Origin of the sequence: Streptomyces sp. B1I3 (assembly GCF_030816615.1) — a bacterium.
In the GTDB taxonomy this organism is placed as follows: domain Bacteria; phylum Actinomycetota; class Actinomycetes; order Streptomycetales; family Streptomycetaceae; genus Streptomyces.
In genome coordinates this window covers 5,625,892-5,648,502 of sequence record NZ_JAUSYD010000001.1, presented here as the reverse complement: position 1 = coordinate 5,648,502, position 22,611 = coordinate 5,625,892, and the positions used below count along the sequence as shown (strand labels likewise).

Genomic DNA, 22,611 nt, shown 5'->3' with positions numbered 1-22,611 from the left:
GGTGACACGGGAACGGGGAGTAGAAAGTGCTCGAGAGTGTGGGTGCGCTCACAGGCAGCCCATGGATCTACGCAGTGGTCGCCCTCTCGGTACTTCTGGACGTCTTCCTGCCCGTCCTGCCGAGCGGAGTACTGGTGATCACGGCGGCCACGGCTGCCGCGGCGAGCACGACGACGGTCACGTCGGCGGCCGGCGAAGCCACCCGTCAGGTGCCCTCCCTGCTCGCCCTGACCCTCTGCGCGGCCACCGCCTCCGTACTGGGCGACCTCGTCGCGTACCGCCTCGCCTGGCGAGGCGGCGACCGCCTGGAGCGGGCCATCGCACGCTCCCGCCGCCTGACCACCGCGCAGCAGCGCCTCGGCGCGGCCCTCAGCCGTGGCGGCGGTGTCCTCGTCGTCATCGCCCGCTTCGCCCCGGCCGGGCGCTCGGTCGTGTCGCTGGGCGCGGGCGCCGCTCACCGCAGGGCGAAGGACTTCCTGCCGTGGTCGGCCCTGGCGGGGGTGGCCTGGGCGGTGTACAGCGTGGGCCTCGGCTACTTCGGCGGTCAGTGGCTCGGCGCAGGCTGGCTGGGCACGGCCGTGTCGGTGCTCGCCCTGTTCCTGGCGGGCTCCCTGGCGGCGCTCGTCGTCCGCCGGCCCGCCCACTCCGGGCAGCCTGCACCCGCCGGAGCCCCGGCGGGCTCCTGACGCCCGGCCGGTCCCCGGCCCCCTGAACCGGCCCTGTCAGACCCGGGCGGCGCCCCGTACCTCCAGGTCGTCCAGCAGGCGCCGCGTCGCCTCGGCGATCTCGTCGACGGCCCGGTCGAAGACCTCCTGGTTGTGCGCGGCGGGCGCGCGGAAGCCCGACACCTTGCGCACGTACTGCAGAGCTGCGGCTCTCATGTCCTCCTCGGTGGCCTCTTCCGGGATGGCGGGCGGGCGAAGCGTCTTGATGCTGCGGCACATGCCTCAATTGTGCGACGCGCCACTGACAACGCGCCTGCGGACCTACGCTTCCCGCCGGTCCACGAGCCGCTCGAGTGACGGGATGACATAACTACCGTCGAGAACGGCCTGGTCAGGGAGGTGAAGCCGCAGCACCGGCCGGAAGCCACCTGCTGGTACCGGCAACCAGTTCGCCGCTCCGACCGGGTCCACCGGCCGCTCCGCCGACAGGTGCAGCACCAGCGAGCCGTCGGCTCCGCGGACGAGGCCGGGCGTGCGGTCCCCGACCGCGTACCGGTCCGCCGCGTTCGCGACCAGGTGGCCCCCAGGGGTGTCGTACACGGTCAGCGACCAGAAGGCCCGGACCGGTGGCGGCTCCGCGAGGCGCAGCACATAACTGTGGTCTCCGCCGAGCGGGCGCCCCCGGGAGTCACGGGAGGTGTGCGCGTACACCGCCTCGTACCCATGGGGCAGCCAGCGCCCCCGCCGGGCCGCCACCGCCCTGACCAGGTACGACGCCTCACGATCGGGAACGGTCCACTCCGGCGAGCCGATCGTGCCGACGCCGAAGTGGTCCAGGTTGTAGTCGCGCAGGTGAGGAACCGTCTGCCAGCTGCCCGACGGCCCGTCGGCCACGACCGCGGTCCGGCGGGCCGCCTGCTCCACGCGCAGCCTGCCCAGCGCGAGCCCCCGGCCCAGCGCGCGCACGAGGCCGGCCCCGGCCGACACGTACGGCGAAATGCCCTCCTCCAGGAGTCCCAGGGGCTGGAAGCGGTCCTGGTAGGCGCGATCGGCGGCGGCGGGCGGGAAGTCACCCATCCACACCCGCAGCTCCTCGAAGAACCGCAGTTCCCCGGGCACCCCGGACTCGGTCGCCGGGAGCCCGGTCCGGTGGGCGCGGTCGCCCAGATGTGTGAGGGTGAGCTCCTGCTGGAGCGCCCTGACCCGGACCATGTCCCCGGGCCCGTCGCACGCGAGGCGGCCGACGACGGAGACGACGGAGGTGGGCGCGTCGATCACCCCCGACACGACATCGGGCACGGTGCCTGCCCAGCCCGGCGGCACGATCAGCCAGTCCCCCTCGCCCGTCCCGGTGGCACGGGTGCCGAGGTAGGCGAAGACGTTGCCCCACGCGTCGACGAACTGCAGGACGTAGTACGCCCCGCCGGTATCCGGGACGTGCAACCTGACGGGCCCCCCGGACAGGTCGAGCTGGGCGAGCGCGTCGACGAGGTCCGCCGGGGCCAACGGGACGTGTGTGCCGGGAGTGGCCGGCCCGCTCGCGTGGGCGAAGTCGTTGAACGGCGCGGGCCCCAGTGCCCCGAAGCCCTCCTGGAGACGGGCCTGCACGGCCGACAGCTGGCGGACGAGCGGGGACCCGTAGACGTACGCCTCGGCCGCCAGCGCCGTGATCGCGTCCGGCTCCCGGCCGCCTCGCCCCGGCTGCACGTCAGATGACCGGCTTCGACCGGTTGGTGCACAGGGCCCAGATCACGAAGACGTCGATCGCGACGGAGATGACCGCCCACACCGGCTGGTACGGAAGCCAGATGAAGTTGGCGATCAGATTCAGCGCGGCCAGCCCGATGCCCACGCCCCAGGCCCAGGCCGCGCCCTTGAGGATGCCCCATCCGACGCACACCAGGATCACCCCGAGGACCAGGTGGATCCATCCCCAGGCGGTGACGTCGAACTTGAACGTGTAGTTGTTGATGCGCGTGTACACGTCGTCGGACGCGATACCCGCGATCCCCTTGACAACGGCGAGGATGCCGTCGACCAGGAGCAGGACCCCGGCGAACGTCACCCCACTGGCCGCCCAGGGACTGCGCGGGTCGGAAGCGGGGGGCCGGGAGGATCCGGGTGCGGATGCTGACTGGGCCATGGGACTTCTCCACTCGACGGACGGCCCCGCACCGATGCGGGCAGATCCGACCCTGTGCGACGACGCCGGAGGCCACCACCCGGGCGCGCCCCTACGGGTGACACACCACCTGCACAGGGGTGCTCCCACGGTGACGACCTGCCCCTGCCCTGCGCGTCGACGGTGGGCGCCACCCGCTCGACCCTGTTCGTCGGAGTCGGGGCCGCCCGGACGACGGCCCGGACACAGCAGGTGAAGGGTGAAACCGTGAGGAAGGCGTGCGGCACAGGGAGTTGCGGAGTACCGCTCCGGAAGCCGGGCCGTACTCACCCGCCGCCAGCAGCGACTCAGCCGGTTCACCACGGGTCCGGGACGAGCGCCCGCCGCCGTCTCGTCAGGTGCCGGCCCGCCGGCCGCGTAGGACGCCGAGGATGCTGCGGGGACGACTCACCACGGGCCGCTCGACGAGGCCTCATCGGGTCATCTCCAGGTGTCGAGGTCCGCCACGTCATCTCCGGGTGCCGAGGTCCCCGCCACGTCACCTCCAGGTGTCGAGGTCCGCCACGTCACCTCCAGGTGTCGAGGTCCCCGCCTCGCCACTCGATCAACTCCGGCCGGTCGAGATCGATCCCCTCGACCCCCTCGGCCAGCCCCGCCCTTCGCAGGAAGGACGCCACGTCACCGCGCCCGTGCGCCAGCCCGACGATCTGCCCGTGCACGGTCACCCGCCGTCCACCGGTCGAGGAGGGCGGGAACACGATCACAGGTGGGTGCCCGGCCATGCCACCACGGTCCCCCGGCCACTGCCGGAACGCATCCTGGGGATGCCGCGAGGCCAAAGGGCTCGGCTCACCGACGGCTCCCCGACCGGGCGCCGCCGCATGACCGGCAGAACGAGGGTGTGCGAACGGACGGCCCAGCCCTTCCCCGACGTCGCCCGCCATGGACCGGGACAGCCCCGGCCCACCCCGCCCACCCGCACTACTGCGTGGAGCTGCACACCATCGGCGGCGTACTCGGCGACGCCCGGGAAATCCCCATCGAGCACCGCGCGCAGGGGCACTGCAGCGGGGTCTCCGGGCAGACGGCCGCGGCGGGGATGACCAGTGGGCCCGTACGGACGACCCGGGGCCGCTCAGATACCCCTGGGGCCCTCACCGGCCGCCGAGGTCTCGGCCAGCTTCTTGAACTCACCCAGGTCGTAGTTGGCCAGCGTCGAGTCGAGGTTGGTCAGAGCACCCAGGTGCTCCACGAACCCCTTGGGGTCGTACTCGATCTGCAGGGCGACCCGGCTCGAGGTGTCATCGAGCCGGTGGAAGGTGACGACACCGGCGTGGTGGACGCCCTCGATGGTCTTCCAGGCGATCCTGTCCTGCGGGACGACCTCGGTGAGCTCGGCGACGAAGCCCTTGTCGGCACCCGGCAGGGAGAGCTGCCAGGAGAAGCGGCGCTCGTCCATCGGGTCGACCCGCCGGACATGGCTCAGGAACTTCGGCCACTGGGTGACATCGCTCCACAGAGCCCATGTGACAGCGACCGGCGCCTTGATGTCGACGGTCTCGACGAGGGAGGAGGACATGGTGCTCACCTTGCTTTCTCTCGGTTACGCGACAACGACTCGCGCTGCCGACTACCCGGCAGTCGCCGACGCACGCCTGTCTCCCCCTGAGACGGGCACCGACCAGGCCCGGGTGGGGGATGTGCGGACCGCCGGGCGACGACGGTCTCGCGGCACTCGGCGATGCGGGAGCGGAGCCGGCGCATCAGGTGGGTGTCCTTGATCCGGTCCAGCCGGCCGAGCGCGTCGATCGCCCGCACGACGAACGCCCGTGCATCGGTTCCGTGGACCGCCGTGCCGAAGCTCTCGAACGCCCGGAGGGGCAGGCCCGTTTCGCTGGGCTGCCCGACGGTCCCGGTCGACGCACCATGTACGGGTGTACGGGGCGTGCGGGGCGTGCGGGTCGTGCCGCACACCGCGTTCCACAAGTCCGTGCGGTTGCGCACTCCTCACGGTTGCGATAGCTCGCCGTTCCTCAACGGTGGCGCAACCAAGGCCGCGAGGCCGCACGTGCCGGAGCGACCAGTTCGGCCCCCAACGCGTCTTCCAGTGCCGAGAGGCCCTCCTGCACACCCTGGAGTGGCCACTCGTCCGTCGTCGAGGTACCACCGTGGATCACCGGCTGGGCGCGGAACGGAGCTCGGTGGACATCGCGCACAGCGGCGCGAACCGCATCGCTGGATACAAGGGACGTCTCAACGATCCACTTGCACGCGGCCGACCGGTTGTCGGACAGTTTCCCGTCGTCCTCGTCCTTCAGGACGGAGACCAGTGAGTCATGCCAACCGTAGAGGCCGATCAAGAGGTCCCTGTACAGGCCCTTCTTGTCATCTGTTACGTCGTCGCGCATGCAGGAGATGCGTCGACGTCCGTTCCAGGTGCGGCCTCACCGGGCCGTCTGTATAAAAGGTGGTGGCGTATAGGGATCGGAGAGAAGGATGGACGACTACCCCCTCCTCAACCTGTTCTGGACCATGCTGTGGCTCTTTTTGTGGGTCATGTGGTTCTTCCTTCTCTTCAAGGTCGTCACGGATATCTTCCGGGACCACAGCCTCAGCGGTTGGGCCAAAGCAGGGTGGCTTGTCCTCACACTCGTGCTGCCCTACCTCGGCGTCTTCGTGTATCTCATCGCCCGCGGGAAGAGCATGGGCCAAAGGGACGCGAAGCAGCTCAAGGAGCACGAGGAAGCCGTCCGTCAGTACATCCAGCAGACGGCCGGAGGCGGGAATCCTATGGGTGAGCTGGAAAAGCTCTCCACGCTCAAGGACAAGGGTGACATCACCCAGGAAGAGTTCGAGCGCGCCAAGACCAAGTTGCTGGCCTAGATCCTCGCCCGGATCCCTCGTCGCCACATGTCGCGACCTACTCCCCCAGGTCATCCGGCATCGAGCCATCTGGCGACGGAGTACGCGAAGAGTTACGGGCACCGTCATGGAAGGGCACTGGAATGGATCGGACCGGCAAGGACCAGAGGGCCGCCACCCCGTTCTTTTCCCGCCCCGGCGTCCGCCGACTTATTCCGTTCGCTCTGATCACCGCAGTCGCTCTGATTTTCATTTTTGAAAATCGCACGAGCGTCAGGATTCGCCTCCTCATCCCAGAGGTGACCATGCCGCTGTGGGGTGCCCTGCTGATCGCCTGGGGTCTGGGGATGCTCGCCTGCCTCTTCACGGTTCGTCGACGTCCAGGACGACAATCAAAACGACGGGGTCGTGAGTCTCGATAGCCGCTGGGTGCTGGGGGTTTCGCGCACAGCAGGCGATGGAGTCGAGCAGCTGCGCAGCGGACCGGTGGACCCGGCCATCCCCACAGCCGGCAGGTGACCGTGGACTCTGCCGCCGAGTGCCGGCCGATGGCTACGGGAACGGCGGCTGGACCGACGGGAAGCACTGACCGGCCTGCCGGTGTGGAACGCGCCTCACCTGCCGACTGAGCCCCGCCCCCACCCGGTCGCCGACTGTGGTGGGGCGCGGTTCACCACCCTCGGTCTTGTCCAAACGGCCATGAATGGCGCTGCGTGAGACGGAAACTGGGGTGGTGTCGGCTGCCGTCGATGTCATCGGCGGGCCGTAAAGGGGGCTGGGGTACATGGGAACGCCGCGCTGCAGGGCCGTATCCTGCAGCAGGCAGACAGGCGCTGCTGATGCGTCACAGCCGGGCGTTGCAGCCGAACGACGCCACACTCCGGGTACCAAGTGCCCGTTAACAACCAGGAGGTTGACCGGTGATCACTCCGGCCGCAGTGGGAGGAGTGGCGCTGGTCGAACTGGGCATGGCCCTGACTCCGGGACCGAACATGATCCACCTCGCCTCTCGCGCGATCACCCAAGGCCGGAGGGCGGGCCTGGTCAGCCTCAGCGGGACCGCCGTGGGATTCGTGTGTTATCTCCTGGCCGCAGCTGCGGGTCTGTCCGCGTTGTTCGCCGCCGTGCCGGTGGCGTTCACGGTGGTCAAGCTCGCCGGGGCCGCCTACCTGGCCTACCTCGCCTGGGGCATGCTCAAGCCCGGCGGCCGCTCGCCCTTCGCCCCGGCCCAGGACCTGCCTCCGGTCTCCGACGCCCGCCTGTTCTCGATGGGGCTGCTGACCAACCTGCTCAACCCCAAGATCGCTCTTATGTATGCCGCCCTGCTGCCCCAGTTCCTGGACCCGCACGCGGGCCCGGCCTGGGGGCAGCTGCTCCAGCTCGGTGGTGTGCAGATCATCGTGGGGATATCCGTGAACGGCCTGATCATGCTGGGCGCAGCACGGGTGTCGGGATTTCTGGCCGCCCGGCCCCGCGCCATGACCGCCCAGCGGTTCACGGCAGGCGGTCTGCTCGGCGCCTTCGCGCTGCGCACCGCCCTGTCCCGCACGCCTGTCTCCACCTGAGCCAAGCCCGCGTGCCTGTGATACCAGTCACGCTGTTAGCGCCGATATGGGGGCATCGACGGCACCCGTGAATGCCGGGATGCACCCCTGCGCAGCGGGGTACCCGCATGGACATGAGCATGCTTGCTTCAGTGGCCTACCGCTCGCACCACGGCGCAACGACCGTGTGGGCCTTCGTGGTCGCCATTCTCATCGTGCTGGTAGCGGGTTGGTTCATCCGACGCCGAAGGTAGTTGGCGAGACCCGCAGACCTGTCACTCAGTCCGACAGGTCCTTGGACGGCGCGGTTACCGCCGGGCCCTCGACGGGCTTGATGAACGTGCGCACGTACCGGTAAGACGCGAGGCCGCCTGCTTACCGCCGGTGACCTGGGCCTTTCTCGTGTGAACTACTTGTGGGCGCGGACAGTTTCGAACCGCCGACGTCTGCTTTGCAGGCCTGGCAGCGGCATCCGATTCATCACCGCAGCTCAGCCCGTCTGTGCGCTGTGACGGTTGACCCGGGCTGCGGACGCCGTGAAATGACGCTCCTCAAATAGCCGTAGTTGACCGCTCGATCTGGCACGTATCCGACACGATGCTCAAAGCTCAACACGCTCGCTCACGACGTCGTCAGCAGGCTCCCCATAGCGCAGCACGACATGTGCCGGCCGAAACGGAAGCGTACGCAAGCCAGGCTCCATCACCTGGAACAGAGCTGCGGCATCAGGGCCATAGGCGTAAATCACAACCTCTCCCCCGCCGAACTCATTGCCGTCGACCTCACCAACACCAGCGGCTGCGACGGCGGCCCCGATGGACCGCTCGGCTTCAAAGACCAATGACCTCTGGTCAGGTTCACCGAAGTCGTCGCCGCCCAGCGAGAAGCGAGCGACCACGGCGTGTTCCGGAGACTCGTCCGGCCAGTCGAAGAGTGCGTCCTGCATGACAACACCTTCCCACCAGGCTCTGACAGTCAACCTCTGCCACGAACACCCGAGCATGCGGCTATCAGGCCCCGCCCGCCTTCACCCCATAGCCCTCACGGGATGACTGCGTATCTGCAGAGCCCAAGCAAGAACTGGGCTTCCCTGTGAACAGGCGGCCAGCGACAATGCAGAGAAACAAGGGACCACAGGGCGGTTCCGCCAGACAAACGGGGGAAACATGGTCTTCATCATTTCCATGGCGGTCGTGTCTGCGGTCGCGATCGGGGGGTGCCTGGTCGCACTGCGGCGCCGAGGCGGCTCGGGGGAACGCGGGGCACTGGAGCGTGGGGCAGCGGACCAAGGTCTCGCACAAGGCCTGGGCGCGGCGAACGCCAAGGGCCAGAGCACAGGGTCCTGGTCCTGAGCTCTGTCGTCACCTACTACCGTCAACGCCCCCGCAGCGGCTCGCTGCGGGGGCGTTCTGGCTGGTGGGCGCGGACGGTTTCGAACCGCCGACATCTGCTTTGCAAGTTCGGCCGGACGGCCGCCCTACCCGTTCGCTCCTTGGGAGATGCCGCTGGTGACGGTCGTTCGGTGCCGTTGCTGTCCACGGTCGTTGATGTCAGTTGCGGATGTCAGGCCGTCTCCCGTGTTGTCCTCCACGCGAGGGTTACGCATCCCTCCTCGACGTGCCACCAACCCTTGCCCTCGCCGTGGTCCAGCAGCTGTTGCACCTTAAGGAGATCAACCTCCGGAGGCACATTCAGAGCGATCATGCTGAACTGATCCACTCCCTCGCCACCCACCCGGAGTTCCCAGAAGGCGTTGAGCACGCTCTGCCGCGCTGCTGCGGAGCCGCCGTCCCGGAGCACGATCAATCGGATCGTGCAGTTCTCAGAGCTCCGGACCACTTCTCCGGCCCAGAGCCGGCCGTCAGCGTCGGCATGCGTGCGTACCACATCGCCATTCGCTGTCCCACGAACGAACCACGGGGTGTTGGCCAGACACGCTGTCCCATCACCCAGGTCGACGGCCCACACGTTCTCCGCGCCAACCGGGGGCCACCCGTCTTCGTCAACCTCGAGGCGAAAGCTGACCTTTACGTGATTCGATTCGATCGTCGTCATCACGACAGAGTGCACGATACGACCGTCCCGCCGGCCGCCGCCCCTGGGCTCCGAGCTTGGGAGAATGGATCGCTGCTTTGTAAGCCTGGCCTCTGCCCTAAGACAGTCCCACCAGGTCAGAAACTCTGCCGCGGTGCATGGACGGACTGCGGAGGCTGGCCCTCTTTGCACCCCAAGTGACCGTCACTGACCGCCCCATCTGGCACGCAACTGGCACGGCGACATCAGCCGCTCAGTCAGTGCCCAGACTGGTCACTCGAGCGGCTGAAGAGCAACCGGGAGCTGTTCCTTGTTGGGCCATGTAAAGGTCCGGTCAGGTTCAAGGCGCGCATCTCCCCAATGGATCGCATGGATGCCGTTCTCCGGATCTGCTGTGAAGAACACGCACACGAGCTTCGTAGACGCACCCAGTTCCTCGAATGCCTCGTGCAATTCGAGGTAGTCCTCCGTTGTCAGGTCGTCATCGAGTTCGAAGAGGGCATCCGCAGGTTCCGGGCCGTGTGCTCTAAAGAGACGGCGCCGCGTAGGGGAAGTGTTGGAGGCCAGACGTGCCCGGTCAAGCGGCCTTGGCTGGTCCGCGTACCTGTATGGGAAGAGGGCGTGATCGTTGATCACGGCGTACTCGTATCCCCGAACGTCTCTCACGGACTCCCCCAGTTCACGCGCCGCGTCTGCCAGGTTCTCGCGCACCGCCTCGGCCAAAGTGGAACCATACGGGCTCCGCTTCTTCAGTCCGGCCGTGAGGTGCACGGCGTGGGCCCGAGCATGCGCCCGAGCCAGTTGAACCGGAAGCGCAGCGGCAAGCTTGGCGGCACTTCGCCCAAATCGCTCAACTGCCCAGTCCGAGGGCACCGCCTGTTCCCCACCCAACACGGACATACATCATCCCCTCCCAGATCGCCCCATCTACTGATGACTGTGTGACAGGCACACGAAGCAGGGGCAAGGGAGCGATCCGGCCACATGGTGCAAAAGTGAACCGAGCCCCTCGATGCGAACTATCGGCACGACGGTCACTGAGGTCTGTCGGCCTGTCCACGCGAGGGATGGGGACCCGCAGCGGTTGCTGATAGTCGCTGTGGTTGCGGTACTTCTCTGCTGTACTGCTGGCCGTGGGGATAGACCAATACGGGGTGGTGGAACCGTGAGTGCAGGCGGACGCGGAGTGCTGGGAGTCGTGGGCACAGCAGCCGATGGAGTCGAGCAGCTACGCACCGGCTTGGTGGTGCCAGCCATCGCCCTCGGCTGGCAGGTAGCCGTGACCCTGACGCCGAATGCCGGCCGATGGATGAGGGAGAACGGCGAGCTCGACCGACTGGAGGCGCTGACCGGTCTGCCGGTGCGGGATACGCCGCGCCTGCCAACTGAGCCGCGACCGCACCCTGTCGCCGACTGCTACGTCGTCGCTCCAGCAAGCGCGAACTACGTCGCCAAGCTCGCGACGGGCATCGCCGACAACCAAGCATTGACTCAGATGGGCGAGGCGCTCGGCACAACCGGTGTGTCCGTGGTGGTGTTCCCTCAAGTCAACGCAGCGCATGCCCGGCACCCGGCGTGGGGGCGTCATATCGCGAGCCTGCGGAAGGCAAACGTGAAGCTGGTTTATGGACCTGACGTCTGGCCGCTGTACGAACCCCGCGAGGGGCCCGCAGATCGAGAACTCCCCTGGACCGCAATTTTGCAGTCTGTCCATTCACCGCGGCTGCCCGCTGGGGCGGGCTCGTAGCGGGCACGCCGATACAACGGCTAACCGATCCGGGCGACAAATCAAGCAGTTTGCCCACTGCCGGATGAATGACCGCCTTGATGGAGGAAGTGATGTATCGCAGATACGATGCTTTCGATGAAGTCCAAGGCGGCATTTACATCGTCTGCGTAAATCTCATTTTGCTCAAATGGAGGGATGGGACTAATATCGGATTCGTGTGCGATTGCATTTCTTCGCGTCACGATAAGCTTCAATTCTTGCTTAATGCCCTTGACGGGCTTACCTGTAAATACGGCAACTTCACTCCATAGCTCGCCGTCACTCACTAGGCGTATCGCATCAGCGATCTTATCAGGAGCCTGGAATGAGAGAAACGAATGCCGTGAACGCACTACGTCTTCTAGCCACCCCACACCTCCCTCGTCCTTGTATTTCAAGACCGCTGATAGCGGAACTTGGAATCGAAGCATTGCCGCCGGGAAGGAATCCGAATCAAATAGACGAAGCAGTCGTATCCGAACTTCCTCATGGACATACCTATCCAGAGCACTGACACCCTGTACCAGAGCGCCACGAACTAGATCGTCAAGTTGCAGGGCGCTGGTAACTTGCGCGCGCAAGACGGCAGCGGTTCCCAGCGAGTGACGGGCCGCGGTGATATGCCTACCGAATTCTGCGAAAGCAACACTCTGCACTTCCTACGCCCCGGGCTCTTCCGTAGGTGCCACCACTGGCGGCAAGGCTTCGATAACGTTCCCCTCTGCCGCGGTTACCAACTTTTCAATCCTTAGCGCCAATTCGGAAAATTCGGCATGGAATCGTTCGGTGGACTCGATATTCGTCTCTAGGACGACGCCGACGTTGGGAATCTGATCCTCAGTTAGGGCAAAAACTGGAGTGCTGCGCTCTTGAGATACGCCGATGAGACTGTTGAAGTCAGCGATGTAGGCCAATGCCATGTCTTGACCAATTCCTGCAGCCCTGTAGGTTGCGGCGGGCAGGAGCTGGTCGGTCTTTAGGAGCGCCGGACGCAGGTTTGAATCAAATGCCTGGCCGATCTCATTGATCCATCGTTGGAACGCAGATGCAGGCTTTCCGGCGCGAGGGCGGAAACGTTGAACGATGGTTCCGAGAACCTTTACTTGACGATCGGGGAATGGGTAAGCCGCTTCTGCCAAAATCCCCATATTTGATGCTTGGGAAGCCCACTTCTTCCAACGCGGAAGAACGCGTGAAAGTGAATCAATTGCCATAAGAGAAAAGAAGTCAGGAGCCACGGGGACGATTACGTAGTCGCTAATGCCTACAAGGTTTTGATTGATCGCACCCAATCCGGGGCTCATGTCGATTAGGACATAGTCTGCCCCAATAGAGTTAGCCGTGACGTCAATTGCATAGGAAAGGCTTCCGGGGACATTCTGTAGTGCCTGGATTGACCCAGAAAGCTCCTGCGCAATTCCGAGGGTCACCTCATATTCCGCTAGCCTGATGTCGCCAGCCATAAGATGGAGGCCCTCTCTTCCTGGCACCTTCACTGTCGTGACAGGTTCGATCGGCCGCGGTCGTCCTTCAAACGCCGGAGCAACTGCAGAACGGACGGTAGCGTCGCCGTGATTTCTGTAGAACTCCTCAAGTTCTCCGGCCCCCCTGAACCCCATTACCATGCCCGTTAGGTTGCATTGGGGGTCAGTGTCGACCATCAGCACTGTGTGGCCGCGTTCAGCGAGCATCCACCCAACGTGGAACACGCTTGTTGTCTTACTGACACCCCCTTTGTGGTTGAAAAAGGCAATTCTGGTAAGACTGTTCTGATTGGTTGTCATGTGGCACAGCATGGCAGAAGGAGGCTGCGTTAGTCCCGACTTCTTACAGAGACGACCGGCGGAGGATGAACCCGCTCTGGTCAGGCCCACCCACCACTCACCCCAGCTCCCATCCCGTCCGCCTTCGACCCACACACCGTGGAGCAGGCGTGGTTCAGGGCGTCAAGGTGGAGCGCGCCACTGTACGAACGACCTTGACGCCCTGGGCCTCGCCTGCTCGGCTTTGCCTGGGTCGAAGGTGGTCGGGATGGGAGCCCACAACGCTCTGATCACCAGAAACGTGGTCAAGCTCGTTCCTGCCCCTCGGGTGCAGTCGCGGGAGCTGAAGCCGTGGGACCTGGAGGAGACGACGACCTTCCTGGAGGCTGCGAGGAAAGATCCTCTGTACGCGGCGTTCGTGCTCGCCGTGGCTTTGGGACTGCGGCGGGGTGAGGTCCTTGGACTCCGCTGGTCAGACATCGACCTGGAGCGCCGCACGCTCACCGTGCGGAATCAGATTCAGCGGGTGCAGAAGGAGCTGTACGCGGACTCCACGAAGAACCGCCGCACGCGCGCCATCCCCGTACCGCTCATGTGCGTGGCGCCGCTGCGCTGGCAGCGTCTCCGTCAAGCCGCGCAGCGCCGCCACGCAGGGCAGGCCTGGCATGACAGCGACTACGTGTTCACGACCAGGACTGGGCGAACGATCGAGCCGAGAAACCTCAGCAGGTCGTTCGAGCGGCTCACGGAGGATGCGGGACTGCGCCGCATTCGTCTGCACGACGCTCGGCACGGCTGCGCGACGCTCCTGTTCGCCGCAGGTGTGCCGGCGCGGGTCGTGATGGAGATCCTGGGTCACTCGCAGATCGCCGTCACGATGAACATCTACACACACGTCTCCGACCAGAACCGACGTGAAGCGATGAGCCACATGGACCGGCTCCTAAAACGTCGCATTTAGTTGCAGCGGGACGCCGTGGCTTCGAATCAGTCCTAGGTTCGGAGCCACGGCCACCCTTACCTTCGGAGTCAAGTAGATATCGCTCGAAACAGTTGGGCAGGTCATTTCGCAGAGAAGATCTCTCGCATCTTCTCTGCAAGGAAACGCATATCCTCTGACTCCCTCAGGCGCCGTTGCGACCCTTCTGAAAAGTTGGAAAACTTAGCAAGAGAGGCAAGCACTACGACCTTGAGTGACTCCCCCAGCCAATAAAGCTCTACGGTCGAAGCACCCTCACCTTTCCCTTTATCGTGATGCACCATCCGGTTTCGAGCGTTAGTAATTTCCAACGCCCACCGACGAGCATCACATCCAAGGAGATCTACGATCCCAGCGAACTCCGCGAGTTCCCTGAGGCGATCACGCAACCTCGGCTCGTTGGAATAAACGATCTGCTGACTCAGCCATCCTCTGTAGTTCTTGGGCACGTAGCGAACGAGCATCTTACGGAAATGTTTGTACTCATCCGCCGGGCGAAGCTCGTTCGAGAATTCCATCCTGTGGAGCGTTTCCGCAGCCGACACCCTATTGAAGAACTGATTTTCGATATACATACTGCTATAGATGGGAGACAGCAGAAGACCTGTAAGTACCCTGCGTTCACGTATGAAGCCCATCCACCCTGCAACAGCCGCCATTCCTCCAATCGCCGAAAGACTAAGCGGCATATCACCGACTTTCTTATCCTTGGCACGTGAGTATGGCATCTGTTGGCCATACAACTGCACCCCCTCACGAGACCGGCGCGATTCCTCACTCCCATCCTCGGCAACTTGCAAAGTCACATTCGTCGGGATAGTGACAGCGTCAGATGTCGCCGTAATAAGGTCCTGCAAGACAGTCAGGTCGCCAGTCACTCTTTCGAAATCTACCGGGGCGTCATAAGACACGCGAAGTGAGCAGTCCTGCTCGAACCCCGGATTCTTATCGCTCCCCAGAATCTTCCAGGAGCCGGTAAGGGCCACCTCGTAGCCATCGCATTGCACTTTCTCGACTTCGGCGGGCTCCAGAGTCAGAGTTGCCTTGATAAGCTTTTTTCGATCCTCACCAAATGTAAATTCTCGAGATACCGAGTTCCTATCGGCCCATGCGTACAGGTTGTTAAATCTGACCGAAAGGCGCGAGAACATAGGGTTCTGCGAATCAACCAATTGCTGGCCAGCGAACAGAAATTGAGCTCTATAGACTTCCCTGAGGAACCCCGGGGACTCGAACTTTCGACTCTTCCGGGAGCACCCCTTAAGAGTCAAATAGCGCTTACCGGCCACACCAATGACGACCTCAGGGGCTGGCTTCTCCTCGTCTCCAAAATCGTCTTCAGAGAAGCTACCTATGAGATGAAGGAGCGTCCCTGTGCTGGGGTCAAAAGAAATCCGACCAGCAACTTGAGCGCTCTCGTCGCCCGGCAGCCAGAAAAGCCCATCACTCTCGAACGCTTCCACGTACTCATCGCCCCCAAGGCACTGTGGCTAAGAGGGCTCAGCATAGAAGCCTCGGCATGTACGCGTGCGGGGTTTAACTGCACCCGGCTCACGCCGAGATTCTGGGACGTCAGTCGTACCCCGAGGGACGAAACGGGAAGACCACGGCGCCAGACCGGGTGCGCGACGCTACCTGGCCAGAGTCAGAACGGACTCGATGCCGTCAGGAGCTACCGTCAACGCCCCCGCAGCGGCTCGCTGCGGGGGCGTTCTGGCTGGTGGGCGCGGACGGTTTCGAACCGCCGACATCTGCTTTGTAAGAGCAGCGCTCTACCCCTGAGCTACGCACCCGTGGATGAAGGAACAGGTTACATGGCTCCCGGCCACGGCCGTAATCCGGTTCCCGCCCGGCCCTGATCCGGCGCGGCCCGGCCCGTGCCCCGACGCGCCGGAGGCCGTGGAGGGCGGATGCGGGGGATATCCCCACCCCCGAGACGGTAGCCGTCCGGATCGTGGTGGGGGGTGGGGCGTACATACGGTGGGGGCACATCGGCGGCGTCAGCAGGGGGACTCGATCATCATGACCATCCGTAACCGCACCAGGACACTCATTGCCTCCGGGGGCACCCTCCTTCTCGTCGCGGGGCTCAGCGGCTGCGGCAGTGCGGACGTGGACGACGCTCCCCTCGAGCACAAGTCGTTCGCCTTCAGTGGGAAGACGCTGACCATCGATTCCGAGAACTCGACGCTGGAGCTCGTACCCGCCGATGTGGATCAGATCGAGGTGACCCGCCGGGTCGACGGGTGGGTCGTGTTCGGCAGTGGGCCCGACCCCGTGTGGAAGCTCGAGGGCGACAAGCTGACGCTCCGCGTGAAGTGCAGCGGCGTGATCAGCAACTGCGGCTCACGCCACCAGGTGAAGGTCCCCCGCGACCTGGCGCTTTCCGTCGACGGTGCCAACGGCGAGGTCATCGCCTCCGGGTTCACCACCCCGCTCACCCTCGCGTCCAGCAACGGTCAGGTGGTCGTGCGCGACTCCGAGGGGCCTCTGGAGCTGGAGAGCGACAACGGCTCCGTCGTGGCCGAGCGGGTCTCGGGGGACTCCGTGATCGCGCGGTCGAGCAACGGGTCCATCGACCTCGCCTTCAGCCAGGCACCGAATCTGGTGGACACCGTCAGCGACAACGGGAGCGTGACCATCGACCTGCCGTCGGGCAAGGGGCCGTACGCCGTCTCCGCGTCAGCCGACAACGGGGACGTCTCCGTCGACGTGCCCCGGAGCGACTCCAGCCCGCATGTGGTGAAGGCGCGCAGCGACAACGGTGAAGTCACTGTCCGAAGTGCGAACTAATCGACCCGTGTGTTCGTCCTTACCGGGTGGGAGAATGAACCGGGCAGGGCGAATCGGCACGGGAGAGGGATGTGACGGCGACACACACGCGGCCGCAGGCGAAAGCGAGTGGGAGTTGCGCCGTCAAGGACGTCCTGGTGCTGATGCTGCTGCCGGTGCCGCTGATCGCCGCCGCGCTGCCCGCCGCCTTCGCGGGCGGAGGTACGCGGCGCTGGTTCGGGGGCCGGGGGGAGAACCAGCGGGCCGACGCGCAGGCGGCGAAGGACGCGGCAGCCGAGGCCTTCTACGAGCTGGACACGGCTCAGCGCGATCTCAAGATCTCCATCGAGACGATCATCGCCGTGGACAGTTCGCCACGTGCCCGCCAGGCGGTTGAGGACTTCGCCTCGCTGGGCCGGCGCATCGACGAGGTGAGCACCGGTTACATCACCGCGGTCGACGCGCACGACCTGGACCGGGACGACCTGGAGCCGTCGGCCGCCGCCGGAGCGAGGACGCAGCTGACCCGGGCGAAGGACGAGCTCGTGCGGGTGAAGGGCGAGCTCGACCGGTTCGGGCAGGGCCTCGGGCCGCTGCTCGGCAGCGCGGAGACCCAGCTCGCCCGGCTCGCTCCCGCCGTGGAGCGTGCCCGTCAGGCACTGCTCGCCGCAAGCAACGCGCTGGACGCGGTGAGGGCGTCAGGACTGCGCGCGGATGATCTCGCGGCCCGGCTCGCGGCCCTGGCTCCGGAGCTGACCAAGCTCAACGAAGGCGCTGGGCGCCACGGTGTGGCGGAGACGCTGCAGCGGGCGGATCAGGTGCTGCGCGACGCCGAGGCGGTGCGGGCGGAGGCCGACCGGCTTCCCGAGCGGGCCGCCGAGATCGACCGCAGGCTCGTCACGCTGCGTACCCGGGCCCAGGCGCTGACGACCCGCACCGGGCAGGTCGAGCCGGTGCTCAGCGAGCTGCGGCGCCGCTTCTCGGCCGCCTGCTGGCAGGATCTGCAGCCGGTTCCCGATCAGGCGGCGGTCAACGTCCGCCAGGCCGAGAAGAAGCTGGCGGAGGCCGCCACAGCGCGTGCGGAGCAGCGGTGGCCCGACGCGACGGCCCGGTTGAGCACGGTCCGGGCCCTGCTCAACGCGACCGACGAAGCGGTGTCCGCCGCCGGTGACCGGCTGCGGCGCCTGGATGCCGTGGCCAAGGACCCGCAGGCGGAGATCGACCGCACCCGGTTCGCGATCCGGGATGCCCAGCGCCTGGCCATGGCCGGACGCAACACACCCGACCCGCGTCATGCCCGTCCGCTGGACGACTCGGTGGCCCGGCTGGACCGGGCGATCGCCGGGCTGGAGGAGCGTCATCCGGATTACTGGCACTTCCTCACCGAGACCGAGGCGGTACGGCAGGCGGCGACCCGGGTGGTCTCCGCCATCCGTGAGGAGCTGGGCGGCGGCAGCGGCTGAGGAGCCGGCAGCACCCGAGGGGCAGGGCTGGGCCGTCCGTTTGTCCCCGGCCTCCGGTGCGCCGATCCTGGAGGTACGCAGCGGCTTCCGCTGAGACCCTTCCGGCCGGACGCGAGGCCGACCGCATGGCCGCGCAGAAAGCTGGACCCACGGCCGGACCCGGCCGAAGGAGGCCGTCATGGCCACACACGTCACGCGTCCCACCGGGCGGCGGCGCGGCACGGACCAGCGCGGCACGGACCGGCACGGCACGGACCGGCACGGCACGGACCGGCGCCGCGAGGTCACCCGGCTCGACGAACACCTGCCCGTCGACCACCGGCTCAGCCAGGTCTACCGCGCGGGTGCGGGCCTGATGGGGCTCGTACTCGTCGCCTTCGGCATCCTGGGGCTGACCGGCAACATCGGCTTCTTCGACACCGGCGGCGACACCGTGGCGGGCCTGAGCACCAACGGCGCGCTCAGTGTGCTGTCCATCTGCGTCGGCCTCCTGCTGTTCGCCGGGATGCTGATCGGCGCCAACTTCGCCTCGACGCTCAACATGCTCCTGGGCATCGCCTTCCTCGTCAGCGGTTTCGTGAATCTGGCGCTGCTCGACAGCGACTTCAACTTCCTCGCCTTCCACATGCAGAACGTGCTGTTCAGCTTCGTGGTGGGGCTGATGTTGATGATCTTCGGCATGTACGGGCGGGTCACCGGCGGCCTGCCCCACGACAATCCGTACTGGCGGGCCCGCCACCCCGAACAGGCCGCACGCGAGGAACGCCGGAAGCGGCCCCCGATGCCGGAGCTCCCGCGGAAGAGGACCTGACCGGGAGGAAGCCCTAATCTGGGGCCATGCCTCGTTACGAATACCGATGCCGCCCCTGCGGCGAGACGTTCGAGCTCAGCCGTCCCATGGCCGAGTCCTCCGCCCCGGCCTCCTGCCCGTCCGGGCACGAGGACACCGTGAAGCTGCTCTCCACCGTGGCCGTGGGCGGCTCCGCCGCGTCCGCCCCTGCCTCCGCCCCGGCCGCCGGGGGCGGAGGTGGAGGCTGCTGCGGTGGCGGCTGCTGCGGCTGACCCGGCGGCGTGACCGCCCCCTGACGCCGAGGACACCGGCGGCGTGACCGCCCCCTGACGCCGCCGCGCCGAACACCGGTGGCGCGGCCGGCCGCAGACGCCGGCCGGCCGCCCGTGGTGGCCCGCCCGCCGACGGCGGGTCAGGCGGGTCAGGCCGGGGCGCCCCTGAGCCGCTCCGGCCCGCTCAGCAGCCCGCCCCGCGGGTCGGCGGCGCGCAGGAAGCGGCGCAGGATCTCCTCACCGGCCGCGACGCCCCGCTGCCGGAGCACCTCCACCTGGGGCGCGCCCCAGCCGCTGTCGGCGAGTTCGCCGTGGCCGGGGCGCCAGCCGTGGTCGGCGGCGACCAGCAGGTCCGCGTCCAGGAGTGAGTCACCGGCGGCAAGGGTCGTGGTGGCGCCGCAACGGCGGGCCACCTCCCTCATCGCGGCGCTCTTGGTGAGCGGCCTGGGCACCGCGTAGATCTTGCGTCCCTGCAGCGAGACGGTCCAGCCGCGGGGGTCCGCCCAGGCGGCCAGCTCCTTGACCCAGCTCTCGGGCAGGGCCGGGCGGTCGACCACCAGGTAGGCGAAGACGTTCTCCGCGACGCGTTCCTTGATCAGCCATGCCGGGTCGGCCGTCGCGAGGAGGTGGGCCCGTACCTCGTCCAGGGAGGCACACTCGTCGGCGAGCCGGGCCGCCACCTGCGCCTGCCAGTCCCGGTCCGCGACACCGTCGACCAGGAGGTGTCCGCCGTTGGCGCAGATCGCGTACCGGGGCGCGGGACCGGGGAGGTGGATGCGCCCGTACTGTTCCCGGGTCCGGGTCGTGGTCGGTACGAAGACCGTGGTGCGGGCGAGTTCGTCGAGCAGGCAGGCGGCCTGCTCGGTCATGTAGGAGAGCGGCTTGTGGTTGTAGACCTCCACGCAGAGCAGCCGCGGGGCCTGCTCGTCCGGCATCGACAGCTGGAGCGCCGCCGCCGAGTAGATGAGGGTGCGGTCGAGGTCGCTGGCGACGAGGGTCACCGCAGGTGCGGGGGCGGGCATGGTCACTTCCCCGTCACCGCCGTGCCGTCCGCGCCCGTCGCGCCCCGGGTGAACTTCGGGTGGATCAGTCCGACACAGGTGTACGGGAGCCCGTCGACCTCCTCGACGGGGACGCCGCGCTGCTCGGCGAGGAGCCGTACGTGGTCGAGGTCCGCCCCCGCCCCGCGTGCGGCCAGGATTTTCCAGGGCACGCGGCGCAGCAGTACCCGGGTCGTCTCTCCGACGCCGGGCTTGACCAGGTTCACGTCGTGGATGCCGTACTCCTCGCTGAGGCGTTCGACCGCTGCCCAGCCCTCCCAGGTGGGGGCGCGGTCGGCGGCGATCAGTTCCTTGGCCCCGGCGTCCACGGCGTCGGCGACTTCGTCGAAGCGGGCGGCGACCGTGTCGATGAAGAGGCCGGAGACGTCGGCGCCTGCGAGCTCCCGGTAGAACTTCCCGCCGTGGAAGTCGTCCGGTCCGACGAGGTCGGCGCGGAGCACGGTCCGGGAGATCAGCCCGGACACCGTGGAGTTCAGGCAGGCGGACGGGATGAGGAAGTCCTCGCGCGTCCCGTAGGTCCGTACGCATCCCCCCGGGTCGGCCAGTACGGCGATCTCCGGGTCGAAGCCGTCGAATCCCGCGAGCGCGGCAGCCAGTTCGCGGGTGATGGCCCCCTTGCCGGTCCAGCCGTCGACGAAGACGACGTCCGCCGGGTCGTGGTGGGCGGCCAGCCAGCGCAGGGCGTTGGCGTCGATACCGCGGCCGCGGACGATGGAGACGGCGTAGTGCGGCAGGTCGATCCCGTGCCGGTGCAGTGCCCAGCGGCGCATGAGGACCCCGACGGGGGTGCCGGCCCGGGCGAGGGAGGCGAGGACGGGGCGGGGGCCCCGTTCGGCGAGGATCGTCTCGGTGACCGTGCCGACGGCGCGGGCGATCCTGGCGGCCGAGGTGTCCAGGGCGGCCAGGAACAGCTCCTGGTACTGCGGGGTGGGCTGGTATTCGACGGGCAGCGATTCGGCGTAGTGCGCACCACCGCTCTGGATCGCCTCCTCGCGCTCCTCGGTGGGGGCCTCCAGCGGGGTGTCCGAGAGGTCCTGGAGCAGCCAGCCGACGTCGTCCGCCGCGTAGGAGGAGAAGGCGGGGCCCCGGAGGGGTTCGGGCAGCATGGCGGCTTCCTGCCTTTCGGAGGCGCTCGGGGAGGTTGTCCGGGAGGGCTTCGCGGAGTCGTGCCGCGGGACGTACGAGGGCACGACGGCGAGCAGCACGCGGTCGGTGTGTGCGGAGAGCCTGTCCAGCAGCCCGCCGGGGGCGTGCAGCGCCGCGGTGTCGGCGGTGGAGTCGACCACGGCGACGACGGCGTCGAATCCCGCGCCCGCGACGTTGTAGGCGTACCGCTCGCCGGGCCCGTCGGCGGGGTCGTCGTGGGCGGGGAAGACGAGGCGGCTGCGTATGGCGTAGCCGGGGTCGTCGACGGCCAGTACGGGCGAGCGGGTGGTGGTGGAGTACCGCACGTCGGCGGTGGTGGCGTCCTCCAGGGCGGTGCCCAGCCGCAGCGGTGCGTACATCAGTTCCTCGAAACCGAGGACGAGCACCCGCCGCGCGTCGCCCAGCGCGTCGGCGATCCGGCCGGCCATACCCGGCAGGGCGGCTTCCAGGGCCGCGCGGTGGACGGGGGTGAAGCCGTGGCGCCCGCCGTCGGGGACACCCGCGGGCCAGTCCAGCCGGACGCGTACGGGGACGGGACGCGGGCCCTCGGGGCCGGCCCCTCCGGCCGCCGTGGAAGGGGCCGCCTCGTGGGCGGCGACCAGGTCGCGGCCCTTCTCCAGGACCCCGTCCGGCAGCAGCACGGTGCCGGACGCGCGGGCCACCAGGTCGACCCGGGCGCCGATCTCCTCCGCGAAGGCGGCGAGCCGTCCCCGGTCCGCCTCGGACCGCATGTCGACCAGGGCCACGATGACGTACCGGTCCCGGGGGTAGCGCTCGTGGAGTGCGCGGACGGTGTTCAGCACGGTGTTGCCGGTGGAGAACTCGTCGTCGACGAGTACCAGCGGGGCGCCCCGGTCCGCGGCGCTCAGCAACTCCGGGTCCTCGGGGAGCAGCAGATGGGAGGTGGCGTGCGAGTGGGACTCCTCGAAGCCGCCCGCCTGGGCGACGCCGTCGACGGGCCTGCGGGTCGAGTGGAGGTACGGGGCCACCCCGAGCCCGTCCGCGACCGCGTGGCCGAGGCCCGTCGCCGTCTCCGCGTACCCGAGGACGACCGCGCGGTGGGCCTCTGCCTCGCCCAGGAGGTCCCGTACCCGCTCGCCGAGCTCGAAGCCGGCCCCGTAGACCACGGAGGGCCGCTGCGGCACGTGCTTGCCCAGTACGTTCGACACGAGCAGGTGGGCCCGTTTGGGGTTGCGGCGCAGGGCGAGACCCAGCAGCTCGTGGAGCTCCTCGTCACCGACGAGTTCCACTCCGAGCCGCCCGGCGACCCAGTTACCCGACCACTGCACGTCCACTGCCTCTTCTTTCACTACGACGGATACGCCTTTCACTACGACGGATACGCCGGATGGGCCGGACACGCAGGATGG

At 67.3% G+C, this 22,611-nt stretch carries 22 protein-coding genes, 1 tRNA gene and 1 pseudogene; 9 read left to right on the top strand and 15 right to left on the bottom strand.

From position 1 onward, the window contains the following. The first annotated feature begins 26 nt into the window (after positions 1 to 26). Positions 27 to 686 carry a DedA family protein gene (locus QFZ58_RS25700; protein WP_307127257.1) on the top strand — a complete coding sequence of 220 codons (660 nt, stop codon included), beginning with the start codon at positions 27 to 29 and terminating at the stop codon, positions 684 to 686. A 36-nt stretch (positions 687 to 722) separates the two neighbouring features. Here the strand turns inward: QFZ58_RS25700 and QFZ58_RS25695 are convergent, their stop codons facing one another. From QFZ58_RS25695 to QFZ58_RS25665, 6 genes are all read right to left on the bottom strand, one after another. After that, positions 723 to 944 (bottom strand): DUF2277 domain-containing protein, encoded by a 222-nt coding sequence (locus QFZ58_RS25695; RefSeq protein ID WP_307127256.1) that lies wholly within the window; start codon positions 942 to 944, stop codon positions 723 to 725. A gap of 42 nt (positions 945 to 986) precedes the next feature. Further along, on the bottom strand, positions 987 to 2,372 hold the full coding sequence (locus tag QFZ58_RS25690) for a DUF1254 domain-containing protein (RefSeq protein WP_307127255.1): 1,386 nt from the start codon (positions 2,370 to 2,372) through the stop codon (positions 987 to 989). Position 2,373: 1 nt separating this feature from the next. Further along, a complete protein-coding gene (locus tag QFZ58_RS25685; protein WP_307127254.1) occupies positions 2,374 to 2,808 on the bottom strand; it encodes a hypothetical protein in 435 nt (144 codons plus the stop codon). A 545-nt stretch (positions 2,809 to 3,353) separates the two neighbouring features. Then, positions 3,354 to 3,569 carry a hypothetical protein gene (locus QFZ58_RS25680; RefSeq protein WP_307127253.1) on the bottom strand — a complete coding sequence of 72 codons (216 nt, stop codon included), beginning with the start codon at positions 3,567 to 3,569 and terminating at the stop codon, positions 3,354 to 3,356. A 353-nt stretch (positions 3,570 to 3,922) separates the two neighbouring features. Continuing rightward, positions 3,923 to 4,366 (bottom strand): SRPBCC family protein, encoded by a 444-nt coding sequence (locus tag QFZ58_RS25675; RefSeq protein ID WP_307127252.1) that lies wholly within the window; start codon positions 4,364 to 4,366, stop codon positions 3,923 to 3,925. Positions 4,367 to 4,820: 454 nt separating this feature from the next. Continuing rightward, the gene (locus tag QFZ58_RS25665; RefSeq protein ID WP_307127251.1) at positions 4,821 to 5,195 is read right to left on the bottom strand and encodes a hypothetical protein; all 375 of its coding nucleotides are present in this window, start codon (positions 5,193 to 5,195) and stop codon (positions 4,821 to 4,823) included. 88 nt (positions 5,196 to 5,283) lie between these two features. Here QFZ58_RS25665 and QFZ58_RS25660 point away from each other — a divergent pair, with 88 nt between their 5' ends. Then, a complete protein-coding gene (locus QFZ58_RS25660) occupies positions 5,284 to 5,670 on the top strand; it encodes an SHOCT domain-containing protein (RefSeq protein WP_307127250.1) in 387 nt (128 codons plus the stop codon). Positions 5,671 to 6,569: 899 nt separating this feature from the next. Then, the gene (locus tag QFZ58_RS25650) at positions 6,570 to 7,214 is read left to right on the top strand and encodes a LysE family translocator (RefSeq protein WP_307127248.1); all 645 of its coding nucleotides are present in this window, start codon (positions 6,570 to 6,572) and stop codon (positions 7,212 to 7,214) included. A 580-nt stretch (positions 7,215 to 7,794) separates the two neighbouring features. Here QFZ58_RS25650 and QFZ58_RS25645 read toward each other — a convergent pair. The 3 genes from QFZ58_RS25645 to QFZ58_RS25635 all read right to left on the bottom strand — a co-directional run bounded on the left by QFZ58_RS25645 (position 7,795) and on the right by QFZ58_RS25635 (position 9,950). Then, entirely contained in the window at positions 7,795 to 8,139 is a 345-nt protein-coding gene (locus QFZ58_RS25645) for a hypothetical protein (RefSeq protein ID WP_307127247.1), read from the bottom strand. Positions 8,140 to 8,756: 617 nt separating this feature from the next. Beyond that, complete coding sequence (locus tag QFZ58_RS25640) at positions 8,757 to 9,248, bottom strand: DUF4265 domain-containing protein (protein WP_307127246.1); 492 nt, start codon at positions 9,246 to 9,248, stop codon at positions 8,757 to 8,759. A 252-nt stretch (positions 9,249 to 9,500) separates the two neighbouring features. Beyond that, on the bottom strand, positions 9,501 to 9,950 hold the full coding sequence (locus tag QFZ58_RS25635) for a hypothetical protein (RefSeq protein WP_307127245.1): 450 nt from the start codon (positions 9,948 to 9,950) through the stop codon (positions 9,501 to 9,503). A gap of 475 nt (positions 9,951 to 10,425) precedes the next feature. On the opposite strand from QFZ58_RS25635, the gene QFZ58_RS25630 reads away from it, so the two are divergent. Continuing rightward, complete coding sequence (locus QFZ58_RS25630; RefSeq protein ID WP_307127244.1) at positions 10,426 to 10,974, top strand: flavoprotein; 549 nt, start codon at positions 10,426 to 10,428, stop codon at positions 10,972 to 10,974. Between the two features lie 41 nt (positions 10,975 to 11,015). On the opposite strand, the gene QFZ58_RS25625 is transcribed toward QFZ58_RS25630, so the two are convergent. Both QFZ58_RS25625 and QFZ58_RS25620 read right to left on the bottom strand, forming a co-directional pair. Then, positions 11,016 to 11,651, bottom strand: a complete 636-nt coding sequence (locus QFZ58_RS25625; RefSeq protein WP_307127243.1) for a HEPN domain-containing protein — start codon at positions 11,649 to 11,651, stop codon at positions 11,016 to 11,018. Positions 11,652 to 11,654: 3 nt separating this feature from the next. Further along, positions 11,655 to 12,779, bottom strand: coding sequence for a ParA family protein (locus tag QFZ58_RS25620; RefSeq protein ID WP_307127242.1), 1,125 nt, complete (start codon positions 12,777 to 12,779; stop codon positions 11,655 to 11,657). Between the two features lie 265 nt (positions 12,780 to 13,044). On the opposite strand from QFZ58_RS25620, the pseudogene QFZ58_RS25615 reads away from it, so the two are divergent. Then, positions 13,045 to 13,719 (top strand): annotated as a pseudogene (locus QFZ58_RS25615) (tyrosine-type recombinase/integrase); the annotation flags it as partial. A 101-nt stretch (positions 13,720 to 13,820) separates the two neighbouring features. Here the strand turns inward: QFZ58_RS25615 and QFZ58_RS25610 are convergent. Together QFZ58_RS25610 and QFZ58_RS25605 are read right to left on the bottom strand one after the other, a co-directional pair. After that, complete coding sequence (locus QFZ58_RS25610; RefSeq protein ID WP_307127241.1) at positions 13,821 to 15,200, bottom strand: HEPN domain-containing protein; 1,380 nt, start codon at positions 15,198 to 15,200, stop codon at positions 13,821 to 13,823. Between the two features lie 255 nt (positions 15,201 to 15,455). Beyond that, positions 15,456 to 15,530: transfer RNA gene (locus QFZ58_RS25605), tRNA-Val, on the bottom strand. A gap of 229 nt (positions 15,531 to 15,759) precedes the next feature. On the opposite strand from QFZ58_RS25605, the gene QFZ58_RS25600 reads away from it, so the two are divergent. The 4 genes from QFZ58_RS25600 (at position 15,760) to QFZ58_RS25585 (ending at position 19,034) form a co-directional block, all read left to right on the top strand. Beyond that, on the top strand, positions 15,760 to 16,530 hold the full coding sequence (locus QFZ58_RS25600) for a DUF4097 family beta strand repeat-containing protein (RefSeq protein ID WP_307127240.1): 771 nt from the start codon (positions 15,760 to 15,762) through the stop codon (positions 16,528 to 16,530). Between the two features lie 71 nt (positions 16,531 to 16,601). Continuing rightward, positions 16,602 to 17,972 (top strand): hypothetical protein, encoded by a 1,371-nt coding sequence (locus QFZ58_RS25595; protein ID WP_307127239.1) that lies wholly within the window; start codon positions 16,602 to 16,604, stop codon positions 17,970 to 17,972. A 178-nt stretch (positions 17,973 to 18,150) separates the two neighbouring features. Beyond that, the gene (locus QFZ58_RS25590; RefSeq protein ID WP_307127238.1) at positions 18,151 to 18,783 is read left to right on the top strand and encodes a DUF4383 domain-containing protein; all 633 of its coding nucleotides are present in this window, start codon (positions 18,151 to 18,153) and stop codon (positions 18,781 to 18,783) included. A 26-nt stretch (positions 18,784 to 18,809) separates the two neighbouring features. Then, positions 18,810 to 19,034 carry a zinc ribbon domain-containing protein gene (locus tag QFZ58_RS25585; protein ID WP_307127237.1) on the top strand — a complete coding sequence of 75 codons (225 nt, stop codon included), beginning with the start codon at positions 18,810 to 18,812 and terminating at the stop codon, positions 19,032 to 19,034. A gap of 149 nt (positions 19,035 to 19,183) precedes the next feature. On the opposite strand, the gene QFZ58_RS25580 is transcribed toward QFZ58_RS25585, so the two are convergent. Beyond that, positions 19,184 to 20,056 (bottom strand): HAD family hydrolase, encoded by an 873-nt coding sequence (locus QFZ58_RS25580; protein ID WP_307127236.1) that lies wholly within the window; start codon positions 20,054 to 20,056, stop codon positions 19,184 to 19,186. 2 nt (positions 20,057 to 20,058) lie between these two features. Further along, a complete protein-coding gene (locus tag QFZ58_RS25575; protein WP_307128988.1) occupies positions 20,059 to 22,536 on the bottom strand; it encodes a phosphoribosyltransferase in 2,478 nt (825 codons plus the stop codon). Positions 22,537 to 22,611 lie beyond the last annotated feature (75 nt).